This is a genomic window from Streptomyces niveiscabiei, from assembly GCF_033794345.1.
Taxonomy (GTDB): domain Bacteria; phylum Actinomycetota; class Actinomycetes; order Streptomycetales; family Streptomycetaceae; genus Streptomyces; species Streptomyces niveiscabiei.
In genome coordinates this window covers 301,645-327,198 of sequence record NZ_JARAYJ010000004.1, presented here as the reverse complement: position 1 = coordinate 327,198, position 25,554 = coordinate 301,645, and the positions used below count along the sequence as shown (strand labels likewise).

Here is a 25,554-nt window from a genome sequence, read left to right as displayed (position 1 = left end):
GCCTCAGACGCCGACCGGCTCGGGCGACGGCTCCGCGCGCGGGGTGAACGGGCGTCTCCCCCTGGCCTCCAGGAGCAGCGCGAGGGCCAGCAGCGACAGCCCCAGTGCGGCGAACCCCCAGGGCAGGTAGGACGTCATCAGCAGCACGAGCGTGCGGTTGCTCTTGACCAGGTCGACCGCGTGCTCGATGTAGTCCTCCCGCATCTTCACCTCTCCGGCGAACGCGGTGACCTTCTCGCGCCCGCCCAGGAGCGTCCCTCCGCGCAGCTCCTCCTTGTGGACCTCCTCGCCGTTGACCGGTGCCCCGGTGAGCGGTTCGACCCAGAACTTGCGGACGGTGGTGTACCAGCGGGTCGTGCCGGTGGAGGCGATGGTCTCGGGGGTGATCCCGGCGACCGGCATCGTCTTCGGCATGGGGACCTGCGTCCAGGGGACGGTCTGCTCGAAGTAGTAGACCGTCAGGCCGCGGAACGTGCGGGTGCCCTTGTAGTGGATCGGGGCCGACGTACGGGTCTGCGCGTCGAAGTACTCGTAGTCCCGTTTCTCCACGAGGAAGGGCCACTTGAACTCGATGCCCCGGCGGGTGACGGGGTCGCCGTCGACCATCTCGCCGTCGGCGTGGACGGGCGCCTGCGTGTGCGCGTCGAAGATGTACCGCTCGGGGACCTTGGAGACCATCTTGCCGTCGGGGCCGACGACGTAGGAGAGGCCGTCCCAGACGACGACGTCCTTGCCCGCGGTCTTCTCGACGCGCTCGGACTCCTCGACGTTGCCCTTGAGGGTCTGGACGATGGTGACTTTCGGGACCGTACGCGCGCGCAGGGTGCCGTAGTCGAGGAGGGTCGCGTTCCGGGCCTCCAGGACGGTCGCCTGGTAGGTGTTCGCGGGGATCTTGGCGAGCCGGGGGAAGGCGTACCAGCGCAGCAGGGGCGCGAGGGACGCGAAGAAGACGGCGAGGGCGAGCAGGATCAGGGCGGCTCTGCGGCGCATCGCGCCCTCCTCACGGGTGCGCGGGCACGGTCGTCAGCAGCGGTTTCGGCGACGTCCTGCCGGTGGGCGCGCCGACGGCGCTGATCGTCAGGACGAGGGCGAGGGCGACGGCCAGACCGGCCGCGGCGGCGATCAGGGCGCGCATACGGACCTCCCGGACCTGACGGACCTGACGGCCTGTCAGGTGTCGGCACCGTAGCAACGGGTGGCCGAGATGAGAACAGCCCCGGCGCCTCCGTCCCGAAGACCGGGAGGGGGGCGCCGAGGCTGCTGTACGGGCCTGTGCGGGCCTAGGAGGCCGAGGGTGAGGCTTCGGTCGATCCGCTCGGCGAGGGGCTCGCAGAAGGCGAACCGCTCGGTTCGGGCTCCGGGTCCGGGGTGGCCGTCGGCACCGCCGTGACCGTCAGCTCGACGGTGAGGCTCGCGCCCCCGGTCGTCGTGATCTTCAGCAGGAACGTCCCGGCGTTGTCGTCCGCGTACAGCTTGGGCAGCTTCAGGACGCCGAGCGCGTCCGTCGTCAGGCCGGTCAGCGTGCGCACGGGCTTGCCGTCGGCGCCCTTGAAGTACGGGCCCTTGTCGTTGGCGGCGGTGTCGCCGGCTGCGGCGACCAGGGTGGCGGTCGCGGCGACCTTCCCGGCGGCGGCCCCCTTCCGCGTGGCCTTGACCTGGACCTGGTCGGTGAACTCGCCGCCCGCGACGGTGGTCAGCAGGCCGTTCAGGAGGTTCGAGATCAGGTCGGCGGAGCGGGCCTCGACGCTCGCCGTGTAGTCGACCGGGTCGACCGTACGGCCGATGACCAGCGCGCGGACGATGAACGAACCGGTCTTCTCGCCCGCCTGGAGCGCGGGCGCCGTGGCGACGCCCTTCGCGTCGGTCGTGACCGTCGCGAGCTTCTCGCCGCCGGTGAACGTGGTGTCCGTGTCGCCGATGATCAGGAAGCGGACGCGGACCTTGGCGACGGCCTTGCCGTCGGCGGTCTCCGCGCGTGTGCCGATCCGCTGCGCGAAGGCGCTCCCCGCGGTCGCGGTCAGCTTGCCCGTGCCGGCGTCCTCCAGGCGGCGGACCGTGTCCGTGGGCGTCTGGGCGGGCGGCGGCGTGGTGGGCGGGGTCTTCGGCGGGGTGGGCTTCGGGGGCGCCGGGGTCTTCGGCGGGGTGTTCGTCCTCGGCGGAGTCGGCTTCGTACCGCCGGTGCCCGGACCGGTCGCCGGGTTGTCGCTGCGGTTGCCCGGCAGGGCGCCCGTGCCGTCGGGGATCTCGTGCGTGCCCTTGCGGTAGTACTCCAGCCACGAGGTGACGGTGTTGTAGTACACCGTCGAGTTGTTGTAGCTGAGGATCGCCCTGCGCAGGCCCGACGCCGTGTTCATGTCCCAGTTGTTGCGGCACAGGTAGTGCGCTGCGGCGAGGGCGGCGTCGTAGACGTTGTTGGGGTCCTTGCGGCCGTCGCCGTTGCCGTCGCGGCCGGCCCACGCCCAGGTCGAGGGGATGAACTGCATGGGGCCCACGGCGCGGTCGTACAGACTGTCGCCGTCGTAGGCGCCGCCGTCCGTGTCGCTGATGTGGGCGAAGCCGACGCCGTTGAGGGGCGGGCCGAGGATCGGGGTGACCGTCGTGCCGTCCGCACCGACGTTCCCGCCGCTCGCGTGGCTCGACTCGACCTTGCCGATCGCGGCGAGGAGCTCCCAGGGGAGGTTGCAGCCGGGCTTGTCGGCCGCGAGGGCCGTCGCGGCCCTCTTGTAGGCGTCCAGGACGGTCGCGGGGATGCCCGACTCCGAGACGGTGCCGGTCGCGCCGGTGCCGGGTGTCCCGGGTATCGGGGTGGTGCCCGGAACCGGCACCGGGCTCGGGCTGTTGAGGGGCGGCAGGTCCGTGTAGTACGGCGAGTTGCCGGTGGCGCCGCCGGCCGTCGGTCCCGGGTCACCCGCCGCCGCGGGTGTGTCGGCGGGTCTGTCCTGGGTGGTGCCCGCGACGACCTCCGGTGCCTGGGACGCGGCCAGGGCGGCGACCGCGACGGCGGCCACGGTGGTGTTGACCGCGCTCTTGCGCAGCCTCCTGCCGAAATGCGCCGACATGAAGTGAACCCCTCCCGTGGACGCCCGAGCGCCCGTCTCTGTCTGCCGTGCTCACCTGTGTGACGAACGGACGGCCCGGGAGGTTGCCCCTCCAGCCGATTCCCGTCCCGCTGTCACCGCTCGCCCCGCGTACACCGGGCGTACCGGCGGGTACGGCGACCCTACGTCAACTCCCTTGACACCGGCACCCGTCGGGGGCTGTTTTCATCCGCCCCTCATCTAGGGGCGGCCGGGAACCGCGCCCCGCGCCGGAGGCGTCCTCACCGTGTCGCCGTGATCGTCTTCCCGTCCGGTTCCCGCCTGAGGAGCAGTTGTGCCGTTCACCCTGAGCCACGCCGCCGCCGTACTGCCGGCGGTGCGGGGCGACGGGAGCGGCCGGGGTCGGCTGATTCCCGCCGTTCTCGTGGCCGGGTCCTTCGCGCCGGACCTCACGTACTACGCGGCGAGCGCCGCCCCCGACGCGATGCGGTTCGGCGACGTCACGCACTCCTTCGCCGGGGTGTTCACGGTCGACGTGCTGCTCACGTGGGCGCTGGTCGGGCTGTGGCTCGTCGTCCGCGAGCCGCTGGCCGCGCTGCTGCCCGCCGCCGGGCGGGGCCGGGTCGCCGCGCTCACGCGCTGCGGTGTCCCCCGCGCGCGCGTGAGCGGCGGGCTGGTGGCGCGGTGGTACGTCTCCGCCGTCGCCGGGGCCCTCACGCATGTCGTCTGGGACGCGTTCACCCATCTCGACCGGTGGGGGATGCGGCTGTTCCCGGTCCTCGGGGAGGAGATCGCCGGGTCGCCGCTGTACTGGTACCTCCAGTACGGGGGGTCGCTGATCGCCGCCGTCGTCATCGCGGTGTTCCTGGCGTACGCGCTGCGCCGGGCGCCCGCCGGGGCGGTGAGCGGGCTGCCGGTGCTGTCGGCGCGGGACCGGTGGCTCGCGGGGGCGCTGCTGGGCGGGTGCGCGGTGGTGGGGGCGGGGGCGCGGGTGGCCCGCTGGTGGGCGTACTGGGGAGAGCGCGGCGCCAAGCCCTGGGAGATCGTCCCGACACTGTGCTTCGGGGCGGGCGCGGGGCTGGTCGTGGGGGTCGTGGTGTACGCGGTCGTCGTACGGCTGTCGCGGCCGTACGTACGGGAAGAGGCGAGCGCCCTCGTTCAGTGAGCGCGCTCGTGAAGTGAGCGCGCTCGCCTCCCCGTGGCGTCTAGTGAGCCGCCGCCTCCCAGTTCTGGCCGGAACCGACCGACACGTCCAGCGGGGCCCGCAGGTGCACCGCGTCCGCCATCTCCCGGCGGACCAGTTCCTCGACCCTCGCCGCCTCGCCGGGCGCGATCTCCAGGACGATTTCGTCGTGGACCTGGAGCAGCAGACGGGACGTCAGCTTCGCCTCCTCCATCGCCACGGCCACCTTCAGCATCGCGATCTTGACGATGTCCGCCGCCGTCCCCTGGATGGGGGCGTTGAGCGCCATGCGTTCCGCCGTCTCGCGGCGCTGGCGGTTGTCGCTGTTGAGGTCGGGGAGGTACCGGCGGCGCCCGAAGAGGGTCTCGGTGTAGCCCGTCGCGCGCGCCTCGTCGACCACGCGGTGCAGGTAGTCCCGCACGCCGCCGAACCGCTCGAAGTACGTGTCCATCAGCGCGCGCGCCTCGCCCGCGTCGATGTTCAGCTGCTGGGAGAGGCCGAACGCGGACAGCCCGTACGCCAGGCCGTACGACATGGCCTTGATCTTGCGGCGCATCTCCGCGTCGACGGCGTCCTTGTCGACGGCGAAGACCTGCGCGGCGACCGTGTTGTGCAGGTCCTCGCCGGAGGTGAACGCGTCGATCAGGCCCTGGTCCTCGGAGAGGTGGGCCATGACGCGCAGCTCGATCTGGCTGTAGTCGGCGGTCATCAGGGACTCGAAGCCCTCGCCGACGACGAACCCGCGCCGGATCGCGCGCCCTTCCTCGGTGCGCACCGGGATGTTCTGGAGGTTGGGGTCGACGGAGGAGAGGCGGCCGGTCGCGGCGACGGTCTGGTTGAACGTCGTGTGGATACGGCCGTCCGCCGCGACCGTCTTGATCAGGCCCTCGACGGTGACGCGCAGCTTGGCCTGCTCGCGGTGGCGGAGCATGACGACCGGCAGTTCGTTGTCCGTCTGGGTGGCGAGCCACGCCAGCGCGTCGGCGTCGGTGGTGTAGCCCGTCTTCGTCTTCTTGGTCTTCGGCAGGCCCAGTTCGCCGAAGAGGACCTCCTGGAGCTGCTTCGGGGAGCCGAGGTTGAACTCGTGGCCCGCCGCCGCGTGCGCCTCCTTCACCGCCTGCTGGACGGCTCCGGCGAACATCTGCTCCATGGCCTCCAGGTGCGCGCGGTCGGCCGCGATGCCGTGGCGCTCCATGCGGGCCAGGATCGCGGACGTCGGCAGCTCCATGTCCCGCAGCAGGTCGGTGGCGCCGACCTCCTCCAGGCGCTCGCGGAACGCCTCGCCGAGGTCGAGGATCGCGCGGGCCTGGATCATCAGGGCCTCGCTCTCCGCGCCGTCGTCCGCGCCGAACGCGAGCTGGCCGTCGGCCGCGGCGGCGGGCTGGAGTTCGCGGCCCAGGTACTCCAGCGAGAGCGCGTCCAGGTCGAAGGAGCGGCGGCCCGGCTTGACGAGGTAGGCGGCGAGCGCGGTGTCCATCGTGACGCCCTCGATGGTCCAGCCGTGCTCGGCGAAGACCCGCATGGCGCCCTTGGCGTTGTGGAAGACCTTGGCGCGGGCGGGGTCCGCGAGCCAGGCCGCCCACGCGCGCTCGTCGGTCTCGTCGAGCTGCGCCGGGTCGAACCAGGCGGCCGGGCCGTCGGCGGTGGCCAGGGCGACCTCGGCGACCGAGCCGACGCCCAGGGTCCAGGTGTCGACGGTCGCCACGCCCAGCGTGCCGGTCTCGTGCTGCGCGAGCCAGGGGGCCAGTTCGCCCGTGCCCAGCAGCGTGCCGTCCACGGCCACGCCCGCCGCGGCGGCCGGGGGCGCGTCGGTCTCCACGCCGCCCGGGTCGACCGCCAGCAGGCGCTCGCGCAGGGACGGGTTGCGGATCTCCAGGGTGTCCAGGACGAGGGCGACGGCCGAGCGGTCGTACGGGGCGCGCTCCAGGTCGGGGACCGTCTTGTCCAGCTCGACCGTCCGCACCATCTCGGTGAGGCGGCGGTTCAGCTTCACGGCGTCCAGGTGGTCGCGGAGGTTCTGGCCCGCCTTGCCCTTGACCTCCTCGACGCGGTCGACGAGTTCCGCGAACGAGCCGAACTGGTTGATCCACTTCGCGGCGGTCTTCTCGCCGACGCCCGGGATGCCCGGGAGGTTGTCCGACGGGTCGCCGCGCAGGGCCGCGAAGTCCGGGTACTGGGCGGGCGTCAATCCGTACTTCTCGAAAACCTTCTCCGGGGTGAACCGGGTCAGCTCCGAGACGCCCTTGGTGGGGTACAGGACCGTCGTGTGGTCCGTGACCAGCTGGAACGAGTCCCGGTCGCCGGTCACGATCAGGACGTCGTACCCGGCGGCCTCCGCCTGGGTCGCCAGCGTCGCGATGATGTCGTCCGCCTCGAAGCCGTCCACCGCGAACCGGGACACGTGCATCGCGTCCAGCAGTTCGCCGATCAGCTCGACCTGGCCCTTGAACTCGTCCGGCGTCTTCGAGCGGTTCGCCTTGTACTCGGTGAACTCCTCGGAGCGCCAGGTCTTGCGGGACACGTCGAACGCCACCGCGAAGTGCGTGGGCGCCTCGTCACGCAGCGTGTTGGCCAGCATCGACGCGAACCCGTAGATCGCGTTCGTCGGCTGCCCCACCGCCGTCGTGAAGTTCTCCACCGGCAGCGCGAAGAACGCGCGGTACGCCAGCGAATGCCCGTCCATGAGCATCAGCCGCGGCCTGCCCTCGCCGGTTGCCGTCTCGTTCGTCTTCGATGCTGTCTCTGCCACGCCCCCGATCCTGCCACGCGCCACTGACAACGCCCCGCCACGGACCGCTGCCACGAGCTGTGCCGAGGGTGCTCAGCGCTCCGGCGCCCTGGCGACCCGGGCGAGCATGCCGGCCTCAGGGGCGCGGGGAACTGCGCGAACAGCCACAACGCACCCGCAGCCGAACGACCAGCCGCAACGCACCCGCACCCGCACCCGCACCCCAGCCACCCTCCCCCTCGCTCCTCCCCCCTCGCCCCCTCAGCCCCGCCCGCCTCTCCCGATCCCCCGCCCCATCCCAACTGTCACTCCCCCGTGGGAGGATCGAACAAGGACTCCGCTTGCGGTTGCGAAGGAGAGTGTGGGATGGCCGGGAAGGCGCCGAAGAGTGATCCGGTTCAGGACGCGCCGCGGGTCGGTGGGCCGAAGCATGCGGCGGCGGGGCTGCCCGCCGTGGGGCATTCGCTGCGGATGGCCCAGCAGCAGATGGGCGTCAAGCGGACCGCGCTGACGCTGCTGCGGGTCAATCAGAAGGAGGGGTTCGACTGTCCCGGGTGCGCCTGGCCCGAGCCTGATCACCGGCACGCCGCCGAGTTCTGCGAGAACGGCGCCAAGGCCGTCGCCGAGGAGGCGACGCTCCGCCGGGTCACCCCGGAGTTCTTCGCCGGGCACAGTGTCGACGACCTCGCGACGCGCAGCGGGTACTGGCTGGGCCAGCAGGGCCGGCTGACGCACCCGATGTACCTCCCCGAGGGCGCCGACCACTACGAACCGGTCTCCTGGGAGCGCGCGTTCGAGATCATGGGCGAGGAGTTCGACCGCCTCGACTCCCCGGACGAGGCGGTGTTCTACACCTCGGGCCGCACGAGCAACGAGGCCGCGTTCCTGTACCAGCTGTTCGCGCGGGAGCTGGGCACGAACAACCTCCCGGACTGCTCGAACATGTGCCACGAGTCGAGCGGCTCGGCCCTGTCGGAGACGATCGGCATCGGCAAGGGCAGCGTCCTGCTGGAGGACCTCTACCAGGCGGACCTGATCATCGTCGCGGGCCAGAACCCGGGGACGAACCATCCGCGCATGCTCTCCGCGCTGGAGAAGGCGAAGGCGTCCGGCGCGAAGGTGATCAGCGTCAACCCGCTGCCCGAGGCGGGCCTGGAGAAGTTCAAGAACCCGCAGACCGCCAAGGGCATGACCACCGGCGCTCCCCTGACGGACCTGTTCCTCCAGATCCGCCTCGGCGGCGACCAGGCCCTGTTCCGCCTCCTGAACAAGCTGATCCTCGAAACGGAGAACGCCGTCGACGAGGACTTCATCGCCGAACACACCCACGGCTTCGAGGAGTTCGCCGAGACGGCCAGGGCGGCCGACTGGGACGAGACCCTGACGGCGACGGGTCTCACGCGCGCGGAGATCGAGGAGGCCCTGCGCATGGTCCTCGCCTCCGAGCGGACGATCGTCTGCTGGGCGATGGGCCTGACCCAGCACAAGCACTCCGTGCCGACGATCCGCGAGGTCGTCAACTTCCTCCTGCTGCGCGGCAACATCGGCCGCCCCGGCGCGGGCGTGTGCCCGGTCCGCGGCCACTCGAACGTGCAGGGCGACCGCACGATGGGCATCTTCGAGCGCCCCGCGCCCGCGTTCCTGGACGCCCTGGAGAAGGAGTTCGGCTTCGCGCCCCCGCGCGGGCACGGCTACGACGTCGTCCGCGCGATCCGCGCCCTGCGCGACGGCGAGGCCAAGCTGTTCTTCGCGATGGGCGGCAACTTCGTCTCGGCGTCCCCGGACACGGAGGTGACGGAGGCGGCGATGCGCAAGGCGCGCCTGACGGTGCACGTGTCGACGAAGCTGAACCGCTCGCACGTGGTCACGGGCGCGCGGGCGCTGATCCTGCCCACCCTGGGCCGCACGGAGCGCGATCTCCAGGGCTCCGGCGAGCAGTTCGTGACCGTCGAGGACTCGATGGGCATGGTCCACGCCTCCCGGGGCCGTCTGAAGCCGGCGAGCGCGCAGCTCCTGTCGGAACCGGCGATCGTGTGCCGCCTGGCCCGCCGCGTCCTGAAGGACCGGACCGCCACCCCCTGGGAGGAGTTCGAGAAGGACTACGCATCGATCCGCGACCGCATCGCCCGTGTGATCCCCGGCTTCGAGGACTTCAACGCGCGGGTGGCGCACCCCGGCGGCTTCGCCCTCCCGCACGCCCCGCGCGACGAGCGCCGCTTCCCGACGGCGACCGGCAAGGCCAACTTCACGTCCGCGCCGGTGGAGTTCCCCGAGCTGCCGGAGGGCCGCCTGCTGCTCCAGACGCTGCGCAGCCACGACCAGTACAACACCACGATCTACGGCCTGGACGACCGCTACCGGGGCATCAAGAACGGCCGCCGGGTGGTCCTGGTCAACCCTGAGGACGCCGAGCGGCTGAAGCTCAGGGACGGTGCGTACGTCGACCTCGTGGGCGAGTGGAAGGACGGCGTGGAGCGGCGCGCGCCGGGTTTCCGGGTCGTCGTCTACCCGACCGCGCGCGGCTGCGCGGCGGCGTACTACCCGGAGACGAACGTCCTGGTCCCGCTGGACGCGACGGCGGACACCAGCAACACCCCGGCCAGCAAGTCCGTGGTGGTGCGTCTGGAACAATCGGCGGCCGACTGAGCGTTTGCTCAGCACCAGTCGCACCGAGCCGAGACACGCCACCACGAAACGGAGCCGGGCCCATGGCCGAGCAGACGTTCCCGCAAGAGGTCGTCGACGAGTACGCCGCACTCGGCGTCGACCTGCCGTCCCTGTTCTCCGCGGGCCATCTCGGCACCCGGATGGGCGTCGAGATCATCCAGGCGTCCGCCGACCAGGTGGTGGGCACGATGCCGGTGGAGGGCAACACCCAGCCGTACGGGCTGCTGCACGGCGGCGCCTCGGCGGTGCTGGCCGAAACGCTCGGCTCGGTCGGGGCGATGCTGCACGGCGGGAGCACGAAACTGGCCGTGGGCGTCGACCTGAACTGCACGCACCACCGGGGCGTGCGCTCCGGCACGGTGACCGGTGTGGCCACGCCGGTGCACCGGGGGCGCTCGACGGCGACGTACGAGATCGTCATCACGGACGAGGCGGGACGGCGGGTGTGCACGGCGCGGCTGACGTGTCTGCTGCGTGACGTCGGCGCGGGCGCCGAGGCGCCGTCCGTCCGGTAGCCGGTCACCGTCCGCCGCATATCGATGCAGGTCCGCACCCCGCCCCGGGGTGCGGACCTGCGGTGTTTTTCGCGGCCCGATACGAGGGGCGGAATACGGAAAAGCGATCAGGAACGTCCGATTCCCTTTCATGGACGTAACCCTGCGTAATGAGGACGCAATAAAGCGGCGCCCGCCGGACAAGAGCCTGCGGCAACGAATTCCGTCATCAGCAAAACGCCCCAGACTCCTGAACCACACCCGCCCGGTCCTGCGCGTTCTCACCATGCGGACGGAACGAATCGGCTCGAATTCCACTGTTCCGCCCTTCCAGTACCGCTCTGCATTACCTCGTGTCATAACAAGAGCGTCACAGCATTGGCCAGACTCTCCTCCAGCTATCCACACCCGCTTAGAGTCACGGCCAGTCACGGCGCGGCCGGAATACCCCTCCGGTCAGACGCCCGACTCGGCCACTTCCAGGGGGGAGGGCCGTGCCAGGGAAAGGACTGGATCGTGCGTCAACGCTCGTTCATCGCCATCACCGCCGCACTGGCGGCGGGCTCTCTCACTCTGACCGCCTGTGGCTCGCGCGACGACAGCGGTGACAAGTCCGACGCGGGCGGCACCACCACCGTCACCATCGGCCTGGACGCCCCGATCAGCGGCGACCTGTCCGCCATGGGCCTCGGTATGCGCAACGCCGCCGACCTCGCGACGAAGATCGCGAACAAGCAGGAGTTCGTCAAGGGCGTCAACTTCAAGATCGAGCCCCTCGACGACCAGGGCCAGTCCGCCCCCGGCCAGCAGAACGCCACGAAGTTCGTCGCCGACAAGAACGTCATCGGCGTGGTCGGCCCGCTGAACACCAGCGTCGCCGTCTCGATGCAGAAGATCTTCGAGGCCGCGAGCCTCGTCCAGGTCTCCCCGGCCACCACCGGCCCGATCCTGACCCAGGGCCCGAACTGGGCGACCAAGAAGGTCCGCCAGTTCAAGTCGTTCTTCCGCACCGCGACCACGGACGCCATCCAGGGCCCGTTCGCCGCGCAGTACGTCCACAACACGGCGAAGAAGACCAAGGTCTTCGTCATCGACGACAAGAAGGCGTACGGCGCCGGCCTCGCGGGCACCTTCACCGCCGAGTTCAAGAAGCTCGGCGGCCAGGTCGTCGGCACCGAGCACATCAACCCCGACGCCAAGGACTTCTCCGCGGTCGCCGCCAAGGTCAAGAGCTCCGGCGCCGACGTCGTCTACTACGGCGGCGAGTACCCGCAGGCCGGCCCGCTCTCCAAGCAGATCAAGGCGGCCGGCGCGAACATCCCGCTGGTCGGCGGCGACGGCATCAAGGACGACAAGTTCATCGCGCTCGCCGGCGCCACCGGCAACGGCGACATCGCGACCTCCGTCGGCGCCCCCGTCGAGGAGCTGCCCTCCGCGAAGAAGTTCATCGACGACTACAAGGCCGGCGGCTACTCCGACGGCTACTCCGCCTACGGCGGCTACTCGTACGACAGCGCCTGGGCGATCATCGAGGCCGTCAAGAAGGTCGTCGACGACAACGGCGGCAAGCTCCCCGACAACCCCCGCGCCAAGGTCCTCGCCGCCATGCAGAACGTCTCCTTCGACGGCGTGACCGGCAAGGTCTCCTTCGACGAGTTCGGCGACGCCACCAACAAGCAGCTCACCGTCTACTCCGTCACGGCCGGCGCCTGGAAGACCGTCACCTCCGGCACCTACAACGGCGGCTGACCCGCCCAGCCACACCCCCCTCACGAGAGCCGCGCGGGGCGCTGTTCCAACAGCGCCCCGCGCGCACTCGCATCCGGCCACCGTCACACACGACCGTCTCGGAGGACATGCGGTGAACGAACTGCCGCAGCAGCTGGTCAACGGCTTGCTACTAGGAGCCATGTACGGGCTCGTCGCCATCGGCTACACGATGGTGTACGGCATCGTCCAGCTCATCAACTTCGCCCACGGCGAGATCTTCATGACCGGCGGCTTCGGCGCGCTCACGGTCTGGCTCTGGCTCCCGAGCGGCACGACCATGTGGCTCGCCCTGCCCCTGATGATCGTCGGCGCGATCGTCGTCGCCGTCACCATCGCCGTCGGAGCCGAACGCTTCGCCTACCGCCCCCTGCGCGGCGGCCCCCGCCTCGCCCCGCTCATCACGGCGATCGGCCTCTCCCTCGCCCTCCAGCAGGCGGTCTGGGCCTGGTACCCCGACGCGAAGTCGGCCCGCACCTTCCCCGAGATCCCCGGCGGCCCCTTCGAACTCGGCGACGTCACCATCCAGACCGGTGACATCTTCCTGCTCTGCGCCGCCCCCCTCTCGATGGCCTTCCTCGCCTACTTCGTGATGAAGACCCGCACCGGCCGCGGCATGCAGGCCACCGCCCAGGACCCCGACACCGCGAAGCTGATGGGCGTCAACACCGACCGCATCATCGTCCTCGCCTTCGCCCTCGGCGCCGCCTTCGCCGCCGTCGGGGCCGTCGCCTACGGCCTCAAGTACGGCCAGATCGACTTCAAGATGGGCTTCCTCCTCGGCCTCAAGGCGTTCACCGCGGCCGTCCTCGGCGGCATCGGCAACATCTACGGCGCCATGATCGGCGGCGTCGTCCTCGGCGTCGCCGAGACCCTCACCACCGCCTACGTCGCCGACATCCCCGGCATGGACAAGTTCGGCAGCCAGTCCTGGGCCGACGTCTGGGCCTTCGTACTCCTCATCCTCGTACTGCTGTTCAGGCCCCAGGGCCTGCTCGGCGAGCGCGTCGCGGACAGGGCGTGACCTCCATGACGACACAGACCACCGCACCGAAGACCCCGGACACCGCGCCCGCGCCCGCCGGTCTGATCAGCCTCCCCGAGAAGACCGGCCGCGCCCTCGCCCTCGGCGGCAGCGCGCTCGCCGTCATCTCCACCTTCCTCGCCTGGACCTGGACCGGCGACTTCCCCGGCGACCTCACCGTCTACGGCTACCCCGGCGGCCTCCAGGTCCTCGTCCTCGTCGCCGCCGCCCTCGCCACCCTCTTCACCCTCTCCTCGTACGGGGTGAAGGGCCTGGGCTGGCTCACCCCGGCGGGCGGCGACGCGGCCGTCAAGTTCGCCGCCCTCGCCGGCTTCGCCACCGCCTGGTACACGGTCCTCGCGATCAGCGTCGACCTCGGCGGCGTCGTCAACCTCGAACCCGGCGGCTACCTCGTCGCCGCCGCCACCCTGATCGCCCTGGTCGGCGCCCTCGCCCTGCCCTTCGAGCACCCCGCGCCCGACCCGGCCGACCCCGACGACAGCGGCTGGGAACAGGCCAAGCACCGCGCCCGCCACCAGTGGACGACCGTCAAGGCCGCCTTCACCGCCGACGCCCCGAAGCCGGTCCGCGCGCTCCCCTCGTACGCCGAGATCCTCATCGTCATCGCCGTCCTCGCCCTCGGCCTCACCGTCTTCACCTACGGCATCGGCACCGAGTACGACGAACTCTTCATCGGCTTCCTGATCACGGCGGGGTTCGGCTTCGCCGCCCTCAACAAGGCCGGCCTCGTCGCCCACGCCTCCCAGATCACCGCACGCCACCAGAGCATCACCATCACCGGCGGCTTCATCACCGCCGCCCTCTTCCCCTTCACCCAGACCGACGACCAGTACGCGACCCTCGGCGTCCAGATCCTCATCTTCGCCACCGTCGCCCTCGGCCTGAACATCGTCGTCGGCCTCGCCGGACTCCTCGACCTCGGCTACGTCGCCTTCCTCGGCGTCGGCGCCTACGCCGCCGCCCTCGTCTCCGGCAGCACCACCTCGCCGATCGACGTCCACTTCCCGTTCTGGGCCGCCGTCCTGGTCGGCGCCGCCACCTCCCTCGTCTTCGGCGTCCTCATCGGCGCCCCGACCCTCAGGCTGCGCGGCGACTACCTCGCCATCGTCACCCTCGGCTTCGGTGAGATCTTCCGCATCACCGTCAACAACCTCGACGGCACCTCGGGTCCCAAGGTCACCAACGGTTCCAACGGCGTCGTCTCCATCCCCGACCTGAAGATCTTCGGCTTCGACCTCGGCACCCCGCACGACATCGCGGGCTTCACCATCGGCCGGTTCGCCAACTACTTCCTGCTGATGCTCCTCATCACCGCCGTCGTCATCGTCGTCTTCCGGCGCAGCAGCGACTCCCGCATCGGCCGCGCCTGGATCGCCATCCGCGAGGACGAGACCGCCGCGCTCGCCATGGGCATCAACGGCTTCCGCGTCAAGCTCATCGCCTTCGCCGTCGGCGCGACGCTGGCCGGGCTCGCCGGCACCGTACAGGCCCACGTCAGCTACGCCGTCACCCCGGACCAGTACGTCTTCGCCAGCTCCTCCCCGCCCAACTCCGCGTTCCTCCTCGCCGCCGTCGTCCTCGGCGGCATGGGCACCATCAGTGGGCCCCTCGTCGGCGCCGCGCTCCTCTTCCTCATCCCCAACAAGCTCCAGTTCCTCGGGGAGTTCCAGCTCTTCAGCTTCGGCGTCGCCCTCATCCTCATCATGCGCTTCCGGCCCGAAGGCCTGATCCCCAACCGCCGCCGCCAACTGGAGTTCCACGAAGAGGCCGAAGCGCCCACCGTCCTCAGCAAGGCAGGGGCCTGACGACCATGACGAACACCGTCCTCGACGCACGCGGCGTCACCATGCGCTTCGGCGGCCTCACCGCCGTACGAGGCGTCGACCTCACCGTCAACAGCGGCGAGATCGTCGGACTCATCGGGCCCAACGGCGCCGGCAAGACGACCTTCTTCAACTGCCTCACCGGGCTGTACGTCCCCACCGAGGGCGAGGTCCGCTACAAGGACACCGTCCTGCCGGCCAAGTCCTTCAAGGTCACCGCCGCCGGCATCGCGCGGACCTTCCAGAACATCCGGCTCTTCGCCAACATGACCGTCCTGGAGAACGTCCTCGTCGGCCGCCACACCCGGACGAAGGAAGGGTTCTGGTCCGCCGTCCTGCGCCTGCCCTCCTTCCACAAGGCCGAGGCCGCCTCCCGCGAACGCGCCATGGAACTCCTCCAGTTCGTCGGCCTCGCGGACAAGTCCGACCACCTCGCGCGCAACCTGCCCTACGGCGAACAGCGCAAGCTGGAGATCGCGCGGGCGCTGGCCAGCGAACCCGGGCTGCTCCTCCTCGACGAGCCCACCGCCGGCATGAACCCCCAGGAGACCCGCGCCACCGAAGAGCTGGTCTTCGCCATCCGCGACCAGGGCATCGCCGTCCTCGTCATCGAGCACGACATGCGGTTCATCTTCAACCTCTGCGACCGCGTCGCCGTCCTCGTCCAGGGCGAGAAGCTCATCGAGGGCGACAGCGCCACCGTCCAGGGGGACGAACGCGTCGTCGCCGCCTACCTCGGCGAACCCTTCGAGAACGCGCCCGGCGCCGAGGAAGTCGCCGAGGTCGAAGCGGCGGAGGCCCACAGCACCACCGAAGGAGGCGCGAAGTGACCGCGCTGCTCGAAGTCGAAGACCTCCGCGTCGCCTACGGCAAGATCGAGGCCGTCAAAGGCATCTCCTTCACCGTCGACGCCGGCGAGGTCGTCACCCTCATCGGCACCAACGGCGCCGGCAAGACGACCACCCTGCGCACGCTCTCCGGGCTCCTCAAGCCGGTCGGCGGCCAGATCCGCTTCAACGGCAGGTCGCTGAAGAAGATCCCCGCGCACCAGATCGTCTCCCTCGGCCTCGCGCACTCCCCCGAGGGCCGGCACATCTTCCCCCGCATGACCATCGAGGACAACCTCCGCCTCGGCGCCTTCCTCCGCAACGACAGACCCGGCATCGAACAGGACATCCAGCGCGCCTACGACCTCTTCCCGATCCTCGGTGAACGCCGCAAGCAGGCGGCGGGCACCCTCTCGGGCGGCGAGCAGCAGATGCTGGCCATGGGCCGCGCCCTGATGTCCCAGCCGAAGCTGCTGATGCTGGACGAGCCCTCCATGGGGTTGTCCCCCATCATGATGCAGAAGATCATGGCGACGATCGCCGAGCTGAAGTCCCAGGGCACGACGATCCTCCTGGTCGAACAGAACGCCCAGGCCGCCCTCTCCCTCGCCGACCACGGCCACGTCATGGAGGTCGGCAACATCGTCCTCTCCGGCACGGGCCAGGACCTCCTCCACGACGAGTCGGTCCGCAAGGCGTACCTCGGCGAGGACTGACCCCGGGTACTCCGGATACGACGATGGCGGGCACCCCCGGCGCCGGGGGTGCCCGCCATCGTCGTACCGTCTAGCCCTTGGACGCCTTCTTCTCGTCCGCGTCCTGGATGACCGCCTCCGCGACCTGCTGCATCGACATGCGGCGGTCCATGGAGGTCTTCTGGATCCAGCGGAAAGCGGCCGGTTCCGTCAGGCCGTACTCGGTCTGGAGGATCGACTTCGCGCGGTCGACCAGCTTGCGGGTCTCCAGGCGCTGGGAGAGGTCCGCGATCTCCTTCTCCAGCTCCTTCAGCTCGGTGAACCGCGAGACGGCCATCTCGATCGCCGGGACGACGTCGCTCTTGCTGAACGGCTTCACGAGGTACGCCATCGCCCCCGCGTCCCGCGCCCGCTCGACCAGGTCCCGCTGCGAGAACGCGGTCAGCATCAGCACCGGGGCGATCCGCTCCTCGGCGATCTTCTCGGCGGCCGAGATCCCGTCCAGCTTCGGCATCTTGACGTCGAGAATGACCAGGTCCGGCTGGTGCTCGCGGGCCAGCTCGACGGCCTGCTCCCCGTCCCCGGCCTCCCCGACGACCGCGTACCCCTCCTCCTCCAGCATCTCCTTCAGATCGAGACGGATCAGCGCCTCGTCCTCCGCGATGACGACCCGGGTCGTCAGCGGAGGCACGTGCGACTTGTCGTCGTCGGGCGCGTCTACGGGCTGGGGCGACTCGGCGGTCACGGGGGCTCCTTGGTCGGGGCAGGGGTACTGCTGACAAGAGCGTACCTAGCTGCGGTAAGGTGGGGGCACAGCAGGTCAGGGGAAACCTTCGATTCTGTGGGCCCCGGTAGCCCAATTGGCAGCAGGCAATGGATTCAAAACCCATACAGTGTCGGTTCGAGTCCGACCCGGGGCACTTTTCCTTCGATTCGAAGGAAGCGACTTGAAAGCGGAGGATCACCGTCCGGTGGTCCCCCGCTTTTTGCCGTGCCCCCCTACCGCGGGCTGTCGTCCTCGCCGATGTGGTGGACGCGGACCATGTTCGTGGAGCCGGACACCCCGGGCGGCGAGCCGGCCGTGATGACGACGACGTCGCCCTTCTGGCACAGGCCGTGCTTCAGGAGGAGTTCGTCGACCTGTTCGACCATGGCGTCGGTGGAGTCGACCCAGGGGCCGAGGAGGGTCCGCACGCCCCAGCTGACGCTCAGCTGGGCCTGGGTGGAGGCGACCGGGGTGAAGGCCAGGACCGGGATCGGGGAGCGGTAGCGGGAGAGGCGGCGGACCGTGTCGCCGGTCTGGGTGAAGGCGACGAGGTACTTGGCGCCCAGGAAGTCGCCGATCTCGGCGGCGGCGCGGGCGACGGCGCCGCCCTGGGTGCGGGGTTTGTTGTGGTCCGTCAGGGGCGGGAGGCCCTTCGCGAGGATGTCCTCCTCGGCCGCCTCGACGATCTTCGCCATCGTGCGGACGGTCTCGATGGGGTGCTTGCCGACGCTGGTCTCGCCGGAGAGCATCACCGCGTCCGTGCCGTCGATCACCGCGTTGGCGACGTCCGACGCCTCCGCGCGCGTCGGGCGGGAGTTGTCGATCATCGAGTCGAGCATCTGGGTGGCGACGATGACCGGCTTGGCGTTGCGCTTGGCGAGTTTGATGGCGCGCTTCTGGACCAACGGGACCTGTTCCAGGGGCATTTCGACGCCCAGGTCACCGCGCGCGACCATGATCCCGTCGAACGCCGCGACGATGTCCTCGATGGCGTCGACGGCCTGGGGCTTCTCGACCTTGGCGATGACGGGGAGGCGGCGGCGCTCCTCGTCCATGATGCGGTGGACGTCGTCGATGTCCTTGCCGCTGCGGACGAAGGAGAGGGCGATGATGTCGGCGCCATTGCGCAGCGCCCAGCGGAGGTCGGCCTCGTCCTTGCCGGAGAGCGCGGGGACGGAGACGGCGACGCCGGGGAGGTTGAGGCCCTTGTGGTCGGAGACCATGCCGCCTTCGAGGACGTTGGTGTGGACGCGGGGTCCGTCGACGGAGGTGACCTGGAGGCAGACCTTGCCGTCGTCGACGAGGATGCGCTCACCGGGAGTGACGTCGGCGGCGAGCCCGGCGTAGGTCGTCCCGCAGGAGTGGCCGTCGCCCTGGGCGCCGTCCTCGACGGTGATCGTGAAGGTGTCGCCGCGCTCCAGCAGGACGGGGCCTTCGGTGAACGTGCCGAGGCGGATCTTGGGTCCCTGGAGGTCGGCGAGGATGCCGACGCCCCGCCCGGTCTCCTCCGCGGCCTTGCGGACGCGGTTCAGCCGGTCCTCGTGCTCCGCGTGGCTGCCGTGGCTGAGGTTGAGGCGGGCGATGTCCATTCCGGCGTCGACCAGGGCCTTGATCTGGTCGTACGAGTCGGTGGCGGGCCCCAGGGTGCAGACGATCTTCGCTCGGCGCATGGTCCGAGCCTAGGCCCTACCGCCGGGTAGGCCATGGGCCGCGCATGACTACTCAACAACCTTTGCGTGAAGGGTTATTGACAAGTCACGAAGTGTGCGTATGGCCGCTCCGATGAGCGTATTTCATGCGTCGAGGGCGGGCGGATGGAGAGCGAAACGGGCGACGACGGCGGCCTCGACCCAGAGCTGGGGCAGTTCGAGATCGAGGGGCGCGGGCTCCCCGAGGGACACTCTCCGTGCCCGCCGCCCGAAGGCGGCCTCGGCGCGGGGGCGGGCCGCGTGCCCCCCTTCGTCGGAGAGTTCGAGAAGCGCGGCGAGGGTGGTGCCGAGCGCGTCGGCGTACTCGCGGGCGCGCCGGACGGCTTCGCGGACGGCGGCGCGGCGGACCTCCCCGGGGACGGGCGAGTCGTGCCGCAGCTCCCAGGAAGGGCCTTCCACGGAGACGAGGTCGAGGTCGGCGAGGCGGGTGACGAGTTCGCCGAGGGCGGTGAAGTCGGTGACGCGGACGCCGATGTGGACGCGCCCCTGATAGCCCATGACCTGGCCGCGGTCGTCGAGGACGAAGGCGGGTGCGACGGAGAGGCCACCGGTGGCGACGCGTTCGACGGCGTCGCCGTAGGAGGCGATCAGGTCGAGGGCGAGGGTGTTGGCTCGGGTGAGGTCGTCGAGGACCTGCCGTCGGTCGAGTCCTTCCGCGCCGACGCTCACGCCGACGCGGGCGACCTCGGGGTCCGTCTCGATGCCCGCCTCGCCCCGGACCGTCAGCAGCGGTGCCTCAGCGGTGCCGTTCGTCATACGGCACACTCTCGCATGTCCGGCCGACCCCGTCAGGTCACCTGATCGCAACCTTCCGGACCTGTTGCGGACGGTCATGGACGGGTCAGAATCTACGCGCGTCGTTGACGATTCCCCGAGGAGTACGAGATATGCCGTTGAACCGCCGCAAGTTCCTGAAGAAGTCCGCCGTGACCGGGGCGGGGGTGGCGATCGCGGGTACGGCGGCGGCTGAGGCACAGGCCGCGCCGAAGAAGTCCCCGGCGAAGAAGCGGTACTCGCTGACCGTCATGGGCACCACCGATCTGCACGGTCACGTCTTCAACTGGGACTACTTCAAGGACGCGGAGTACAAGGACGCGGCCGGCAACGCCCAGGGCCTGGCCCGGATCTCGACGCTGGTGAACCGGCTGCGCGCGGAGAAGGGCCGCCACAACACGCTCCTGATCGACGCGGGCGACACGATCCAGGGCACCCCGCTGACGTACTACTACGCGAAGGTCGACCCGATCACCGCCAAGGGCGGCCCGGTGCACCCGATGGCGCAGGCGATGAACGCGATCGGGTACGACGCGGCGGCGCTCGGCAACCACGAGTTCAACTACGGCATCGAGACGCTGCGCAAGTTCGAGTCGCAGCTGCGTTTCCCGCTGCTGGGCGCGAACGCGGTGGACGCGAAGACGCTGCGCCCCGCCTTCCCGCCGTACGTCATCAAGACGGTGTGCCCCAAGGGCGCCCCGCCGGTGAAGGTCGCGATCCTCGGTCTCACGAACCCGGGCATCGCGATCTGGGACAAGGCGTACGTCCAGGGCAAGCTGGCGTTCCCGGGCCTTGAGGAGCAGGCCGCGAAGTACGTCCCGAAGCTGCGCTCCCTCGGCGCGGACGTCGTGATCGTGTCGGCGCACTCCGGTTCCTCCGGCACCTCGTCGTACGGCGACCAGCTGCCGTACGTCGAGAACGCGGCGGCGAACGTCGCGAAGCAGGTCCCCGGCATCGACGCGATCCTGGTCGGCCACGCGCACGTGGAGATCCCGGAGCTGAAGGTCGTCAACGAGAAGACCGGCAAGACCGTGATCCTCTCCGAGCCGCTGGCGTACGCGGAGCGCCTGTCGGTGTTCGACATCGAGCTGGTCCGCGAGAAGGGCCGCTGGAGCGTCGAGTCGGTCTCGTCGAAGGTCCTGAACTCGAACTCGGTCGCGGACGACCCGAAGATCACGCGGCTGCTGAGCGACGAGCACGCGAAGGTCGTGAAGTACGTCAACCAGGTCGTCGGCACGGCCACGGCGACGCTGACGACGGTCGAGGCGCGCTACAAGGACGCCCCGATCATCGACCTGATCACGAAGGTCCAGGAGGACGTCGTGAAGGCGGCGCTGGCGGGTACGGCGCACGCGTCGCTGCCGGTGATCTCGCAGGCGTCGCCGTTCTCGCGGACGTCGGAGATCCCGGCCGGGGACGTGACGATCCGGGACCTGTCGAGCCTGTACGTGTACGACAACACGCTGGTCGCGAAGTTGCTGACGGGCGCGCAGATCAAGGCGTACCTGGAGTACTCGGCGCAGTACTTCGTCCAGACGGCGCCGGACGCGGTCGTGGACGTGGAGAAGCTGACGAACGCGGGCGGGCGTCCGGACTACAACTACGACTACGTGTCGGGGCTTTCGTACGACATCGACATCGCGCAGCCGGCGGGCTCGCGGATCAAGAACCTCACCTACCAGGGTGCGGCGCTGGACGACGCGCAGCAGTTCGTGTTCGCGGTGAACAACTACCGGGCGAACGGTGGCGGGGCGTTCCCGCACGTGGCGTCCGCGCAGGAGCTGTGGGCTGAGTCGACGGAGATCCGGACGCGGATCGCGGAGTGGGTGACGGCGAAGGGTGTGCTGGACCCGAAGGACTTCGCGTCGGTGGACTGGAAGCTGACGCGGAACGGAACGCCGGTGTTCTAGGCGGGAGTTGAGAGGAGGGACCGCTTTTGAAGCGGTCCCCCCCTTTTTCAGACGGCTGTGTCCGTGTAGTAGAAGCTGGCCTTCTTGTCGGTCTCGGTCAGCGACTCCTCCGAGGCAAGTCCGAAGTGCAGCCGGGCTGGTGACGTGGCGTCAGGGAGTTGAATCGCCATCCCTTCGGGTTCGCGGTAGAACAAGTCCGCCCCGGCGTCGGTGAGTTGCCGGTCGAGTACGGCTCCGGTGTTCCAGTCGGTCGCGGTGAGGTGGACGTCGCCGAAGGAGGTTCCGTCGAGGGTGTAGAGGTGGCGGCCGAGGGTGGCGTACCCCTGGAAGACGGGCCCGGTGAGGACGGCGGGCTGGGTGATGGCCGCGAGGGGGTCGAAGACGCCCGCCTTGAAGGTGGCGAGGTCGTGGAGGGTGTAGGTCCAGACGCCGCCGGTCCGGCTCCGGTGTGCGATGCGGCTTCCCGCGGGGTCGAGGGCGACGGTGTTGTGGTCGGAGCCGGGGGCGGGTTCGAAGCGCAGGAGCTGGGTGGAGCCGGTCGTGAGGACGGCGCCGTCGGTGAAGCGGAAGCGGGCGACGCTGGTGCCGTAGCCGTTGCCCTGGCTGTCGGGGACGGCGTCGGTCTCGGTCCACAGGTAGGTGCTGGTGCCGACGGGTTCGGCGGCGATGGAGACGCCGTGGCCGAAGCCCTTGAGGTACATGCGGCCGGTGATGGCGCCGGTCCAGTCGAGGCGGGTGATACAGAGGTCGCCGTTCCGGGAGCGTTCGGCGCCGGTGACGGGCGCGGTCTCGCCGGTGAGGGTGCGTCCGCCTTGGGTCAACTGGGCTGTGTAGAGGCGCCTGTTGGCGTTGTCGAAGGCGAAGGACTGGAGGACGCGGCTTTCGCTGAGGGTGATCTCGTGGAGCCAGGGCCTGGTGGTGGTGAGGTCGAGGCGGGGTGAGGCGGGGACGGCCGCGGTGGCCGGGCCGGCCGGGGTGAGGGCGAGGGCGGTCGCCGCGAGGAGTATCTGTCGTCGGTTCACGTGTGCTTGTTCCCCCGTGATGTCGTGGATGCCGGAGCATTGCATCACGGGGGTGTGCGGTCAGCGTGGTTCGACGAGGGGGGTGAGGGTGCGGGGCCGGCGGGCGGCGGGTACGCGGGGGCTCGTCTCAAGTCCGAAGGTGGTGAACGCCGTTCGGGCCGGGAGCTGGTAGATCTCCTTCTGTGTCAGGGAGTTGAGGATGGTGGCGCTGCGCCAGGCGGTGAGGCCGAGGTCGGGGGCGCCGACGCCGTGGGTGTGGCGTTCGGCGTTCTGGACGTACACGTTTCCGGTGACGGCGGGGTCGAGGACGAGGCGGAACTCCTCGTCGACGCGCGGGCGTTCGGCGTTGTCGCGGCGCAGGTAGGGGTCGAGTCCGGCGAGGAGGCGGTCGAGGGGGCGTTCGCGGTAGCCGGTGGCGAGGACGACGGCGTCGGTGGTGAGGCGGGAGCGGGTGCCCTGCTGGACGTGGTCGAGGTGGAGTTCGACCTTGGTGGTGGCGATGCGGCCGGCCGTGCGGACCCGCACGCCGGGGGTGAGGACGGTGTCGGGCCAGCCGCCGTGCAGGGTGCGGTCGTACAGCTCGTCGTGGATGTCGGCGAGGGTGCGGGCGTCGATCGCCTTGTGCAAGTGGCCCTGTCTGGCGAGGAGTTCGTCGCGGACGGGTTCGGGGAGGGCGTGGAAGTAGCGGGTGTGGTCGGGGGTGAAGTGTTCGAGGCCGAGCTTGGAGTACTCCATGGGGGCGAAGGCCTCGCTGCGGCCGATCCAGTGGAGGCGTTCGCGGCCCTTGGGGCGGCCCCGGAGCAGGTCGAGGAAGATCTCGGCGCCGGACTGTCCGGTGCCGACGACGGTGACGTGGTCGGCGGCGAGGAACGCGGCGCGGTGGTCGAGGTAGTCGGCGGCGTGGACGACGGGGACGCCGGGGGCGTCGACGAGGGGGCGCAGGACGTCGGGGATGTGGGGTTCGGTGCCGACGCCGAGGGCGACGTTGCGGGTGTACACGCGGCCGAGTGCCTCGGCCTCGCCCTCGGCGTCGAGGTGGGTGAAGTCGACCTCGAACAGGGCGCGTTCGGGGTTCCAGCGGACGGCGTCGACCTGGTGGCGGAAGTGGAGTCCGGGGAGGTTGCCGGCGACCCAGCGGCAGTAGGCGTCGTACTCGGCGCGCTGCATGTGGGAGCGCTCGGCGAAGTAGAAGGGGAAGAGGCGGTCGCGGGTCTTGAGGTAGTTGAGGAACGTCCAGGGGCTGGCGGGGTCGGCGAGGGTCACCAGGTCGGCCAGGAAGGGTACTTGGACGCGGGCGCCGTCGATGAGGAGGCCGGGGTGCCAGTCGAAGCCGGGGCGCTGCTCGTAGAAGACGGCGTCGAGGCCCGTGAGGGGGTGGGCGAGCGCCGCGAGGGAGAGGTTGACGGGGCCGATGCCGATCCCGACGAGGTCATGCGGGGTGTCGGGGGGTGTGGGGGCGTCGGTCATGTGGGGGTGGTTCCTTCCACGAGGTCCAAGAGGCGGTCGAGGTCGGCCGGCCTGGTGTGGGGGTTGAGGAGGGTGGCCTTCAGCCAGAGCCGTCCGTCGCCGGTACGGGCCCTGCCGAGGACGGCGGTGCCCTGTTCCAGGAGGGTGCGGCGGACGGCGGCCACGTCCGCTCCTACGGGGCGGAACAGGACGGTGCTGATGACCGGGCGGGCGTACAGCTCGAAGCGGGGGCGTGCTGCGACGCGGTCCGCGAACTGCCGGGCCAGGTCGCAGACCTGGTCGACGAGTTCGGCGAGCCCCCTGCGGCCGAGGGTCTTCAGCGTCACGGCGATCTTCAGGACGTCCGGCCTGCGGGTGGTGCGCAGGGACCGGCCCAGGAGGTCGGGGAGGCCCGCCTCGGTGTCGTCGTCCGCGTTGAGGTAGTCGGCCCGGTGGTGCAGGACGTCGAGATCCGCCCGGTCCCGTACGGCGAGCAGGCCCGCCGCGACCGGCTGCCAGCCGATCTTGTGCAGGTCGAGGGTGACGGTGTCGGCGGCCCGTATCCCGGCGAGCTTCCCCCGGTGCCGCGCGCTGAACAACAGCCCCCCGCCGTACGCGGCATCGACATGCAGCCGCGCACCGCGCACCGCACAGCGGGCGGCGATCTCGGCAAGAGGGTCGATCACCCCGGCATCGGTGGTCCCGGCGGTGGCGGCGACGAGAACGGGCCCGTCGAGACGGTCGAGCGCCTCACCGACGGCCACGGGATCGAGGACCCCCGCGGGAGTGGGAAGGACAAGAGGCTCGGGCAGCCCGAGAAGCCAGGCGGCCCGGGACAGGGAGTGATGCGCGTTGGCCCCACAGAGAAGCCGGAGGGAGGCACCGTGAGCTTCACGGGCGAGGAGAAGCGCGAGGTGGTTGGACTCGGTACCGCCGGTGGTGACGAGGGCATCGGGGGTGGGGGCCGCCGCAGCGCCGGGGGCGAGCGCCGCCTCGCGCCCCAACACACCGGCCCGGGCCGCCCCGGCCCCGAGCGCGCCAGACTCGGCAGCTCCGGCGTCGGGCACCCCATCCGCCCCGAGCCCGCCGGCGCAAGCCACCCCGGCCCCGAGCGCGTCGGCCTCGGTGGCTCCGGTGTCGGGGGCCCCGTACACCTCGCCCGCCAGCACCCCCGCCACCAGTGCCTCCAGCTCCGAGGCGGCCGGTGCCTGGTCCCAGGAGTCGAGGGAGGGGTTCAGGGTCGAGGCTGCCAGGTCTGCGGCCACGGGGAGGGCGAGGGGTGGGCAGTGGAGGTGGGCCGCGCAGTGGGGGTCGGCGGGGTCGGCGGAGTTCGCGGCGAGGGCTCGGACGATCGTGGGCAGGGCCTTGGGGTCGCCCTGCGCCGGCAGCAGGGCGCCCACCGCGTCCCGTACGTGTGACGCCACCGTCTCCGGGCCGCCCGCCGGGAGGGGGCCGCGCCTCTCCCGGGCCCCCTCGGTGAGCGCGTCGAGGACCGTGGCCAGCAGGGGCCTGAGCGCGTCCGCGTCGTGGGCGAGGGGTGGCAGGCTCATGCGGGGGGTCCTTCCGGGGGCGGAGGGCTCCAGCATGTCCCGCCCTGGGCCCCCGGACCCGGAAACCCGAGCGATCAGACCCGAAAGTGGTACGGGCGCCCGGAGAAAAT

19 protein-coding genes and 1 tRNA gene are annotated in these 25,554 nt (G+C 70.6%); 10 read left to right on the top strand and 10 right to left on the bottom strand.

Features of this window, described 5'->3' with window-relative positions; all coding sequences use genetic code 11:
• Window positions 1-3: 3 nt before the first annotated feature.
• From PV682_RS07765 to PV682_RS07755, 3 genes are all read right to left on the bottom strand, one after another.
• Window positions 4-990, bottom strand: coding sequence for a DUF3068 domain-containing protein (locus PV682_RS07765; protein WP_319725419.1), 987 nt, complete (start codon window positions 988-990; stop codon window positions 4-6).
• 10 nt (window positions 991-1,000) lie between these two features.
• On the bottom strand, window positions 1,001-1,135 hold the full coding sequence (locus tag PV682_RS07760) for an SPW_0924 family protein (RefSeq protein ID WP_107103858.1): 135 nt from the start codon (window positions 1,133-1,135) through the stop codon (window positions 1,001-1,003).
• Between the two features lie 145 nt (window positions 1,136-1,280).
• A complete protein-coding gene (locus tag PV682_RS07755; RefSeq protein ID WP_319725416.1) occupies window positions 1,281-3,059 on the bottom strand; it encodes a lytic transglycosylase domain-containing protein in 1,779 nt (592 codons plus the stop codon).
• 313 nt (window positions 3,060-3,372) lie between these two features.
• Between PV682_RS07755 and PV682_RS07750 the strand changes: the two genes are divergently transcribed.
• Window positions 3,373-4,203, top strand: coding sequence for a DUF4184 family protein (locus PV682_RS07750; protein ID WP_319725415.1), 831 nt, complete (start codon window positions 3,373-3,375; stop codon window positions 4,201-4,203).
• A gap of 40 nt (window positions 4,204-4,243) precedes the next feature.
• Here PV682_RS07750 and polA read toward each other — a convergent pair whose 3' ends face one another.
• Window positions 4,244-6,970, bottom strand: a complete 2,727-nt coding sequence (polA, locus tag PV682_RS07745; RefSeq protein ID WP_319725414.1) for a DNA polymerase I — start codon at window positions 6,968-6,970, stop codon at window positions 4,244-4,246.
• A 345-nt stretch (window positions 6,971-7,315) separates the two neighbouring features.
• On the opposite strand from polA, the gene PV682_RS07740 reads away from it, so the two are divergent.
• From PV682_RS07740 to PV682_RS07710, 7 genes are all read left to right on the top strand, one after another.
• Window positions 7,316-9,595 (top strand): FdhF/YdeP family oxidoreductase, encoded by a 2,280-nt coding sequence (locus tag PV682_RS07740; RefSeq protein WP_319725413.1) that lies wholly within the window; start codon window positions 7,316-7,318, stop codon window positions 9,593-9,595.
• A 62-nt stretch (window positions 9,596-9,657) separates the two neighbouring features.
• A complete protein-coding gene (locus PV682_RS07735; RefSeq protein WP_319725411.1) occupies window positions 9,658-10,131 on the top strand; it encodes a hotdog fold thioesterase in 474 nt (157 codons plus the stop codon).
• 495 nt (window positions 10,132-10,626) lie between these two features.
• Window positions 10,627-11,859 carry a branched-chain amino acid ABC transporter substrate-binding protein gene (locus tag PV682_RS07730; protein WP_319725409.1) on the top strand — a complete coding sequence of 411 codons (1,233 nt, stop codon included), beginning with the start codon at window positions 10,627-10,629 and terminating at the stop codon, window positions 11,857-11,859.
• Window positions 11,860-11,971: 112 nt separating this feature from the next.
• Window positions 11,972-12,901, top strand: coding sequence for a branched-chain amino acid ABC transporter permease (locus PV682_RS07725; RefSeq protein ID WP_055719615.1), 930 nt, complete (start codon window positions 11,972-11,974; stop codon window positions 12,899-12,901).
• A 5-nt stretch (window positions 12,902-12,906) separates the two neighbouring features.
• Complete coding sequence (locus PV682_RS07720) at window positions 12,907-14,727, top strand: branched-chain amino acid ABC transporter permease (RefSeq protein ID WP_319725408.1); 1,821 nt, start codon at window positions 12,907-12,909, stop codon at window positions 14,725-14,727.
• A gap of 5 nt (window positions 14,728-14,732) precedes the next feature.
• On the top strand, window positions 14,733-15,575 hold the full coding sequence (locus PV682_RS07715) for an ABC transporter ATP-binding protein (RefSeq protein WP_319725406.1): 843 nt from the start codon (window positions 14,733-14,735) through the stop codon (window positions 15,573-15,575).
• Window positions 15,572-16,288: an ABC transporter ATP-binding protein gene (locus tag PV682_RS07710; RefSeq protein WP_319725404.1), complete on the top strand. Its 717-nt coding sequence runs from the start codon at window positions 15,572-15,574 to the stop codon at window positions 16,286-16,288. Before PV682_RS07715 ends, PV682_RS07710 begins: the two co-directional genes overlap by 4 nt.
• Before the next feature lie 70 nt (window positions 16,289-16,358).
• Here PV682_RS07710 and PV682_RS07705 read toward each other — a convergent pair whose 3' ends face one another.
• Window positions 16,359-17,012 carry an ANTAR domain-containing response regulator gene (locus PV682_RS07705; RefSeq protein WP_319725402.1) on the bottom strand — a complete coding sequence of 218 codons (654 nt, stop codon included), beginning with the start codon at window positions 17,010-17,012 and terminating at the stop codon, window positions 16,359-16,361.
• 100 nt (window positions 17,013-17,112) lie between these two features.
• Between PV682_RS07705 and PV682_RS07700 the strand changes: the two genes are divergently transcribed.
• Window positions 17,113-17,187 (top strand) — tRNA-Leu (locus tag PV682_RS07700).
• Between the two features lie 79 nt (window positions 17,188-17,266).
• Here the strand turns inward: PV682_RS07700 and pyk are convergent.
• On the bottom strand, window positions 17,267-18,703 hold the full coding sequence (gene pyk, locus PV682_RS07695) for a pyruvate kinase (protein WP_319725400.1): 1,437 nt from the start codon (window positions 18,701-18,703) through the stop codon (window positions 17,267-17,269).
• Between the two features lie 123 nt (window positions 18,704-18,826).
• Window positions 18,827-19,498 (bottom strand): SIMPL domain-containing protein, encoded by a 672-nt coding sequence (locus tag PV682_RS07690; RefSeq protein ID WP_319725398.1) that lies wholly within the window; start codon window positions 19,496-19,498, stop codon window positions 18,827-18,829.
• Window positions 19,499-19,629: 131 nt separating this feature from the next.
• Here PV682_RS07690 and PV682_RS07685 point away from each other — a divergent pair, with 131 nt between their 5' ends.
• Window positions 19,630-21,426, top strand: coding sequence for a bifunctional metallophosphatase/5'-nucleotidase (locus tag PV682_RS07685; protein ID WP_319725396.1), 1,797 nt, complete (start codon window positions 19,630-19,632; stop codon window positions 21,424-21,426).
• A 47-nt stretch (window positions 21,427-21,473) separates the two neighbouring features.
• On the opposite strand, the gene PV682_RS07680 is transcribed toward PV682_RS07685, so the two are convergent.
• The 3 genes from PV682_RS07680 to PV682_RS07670 are packed head-to-tail and all read right to left on the bottom strand — an operon-like array spanning window position 21,474 to window position 25,444.
• Window positions 21,474-22,448: a phage baseplate protein gene (locus PV682_RS07680; protein ID WP_319725394.1), complete on the bottom strand. Its 975-nt coding sequence runs from the start codon at window positions 22,446-22,448 to the stop codon at window positions 21,474-21,476.
• Between the two features lie 60 nt (window positions 22,449-22,508).
• Window positions 22,509-23,915, bottom strand: a complete 1,407-nt coding sequence (locus PV682_RS07675; protein WP_319725391.1) for a lysine N(6)-hydroxylase/L-ornithine N(5)-oxygenase family protein — start codon at window positions 23,913-23,915, stop codon at window positions 22,509-22,511.
• Complete coding sequence (locus PV682_RS07670; RefSeq protein WP_319725389.1) at window positions 23,912-25,444, bottom strand: pyridoxal phosphate-dependent decarboxylase family protein; 1,533 nt, start codon at window positions 25,442-25,444, stop codon at window positions 23,912-23,914. Before PV682_RS07670 ends, PV682_RS07675 begins: the two co-directional genes overlap by 4 nt.
• Window positions 25,445-25,554 lie beyond the last annotated feature (110 nt).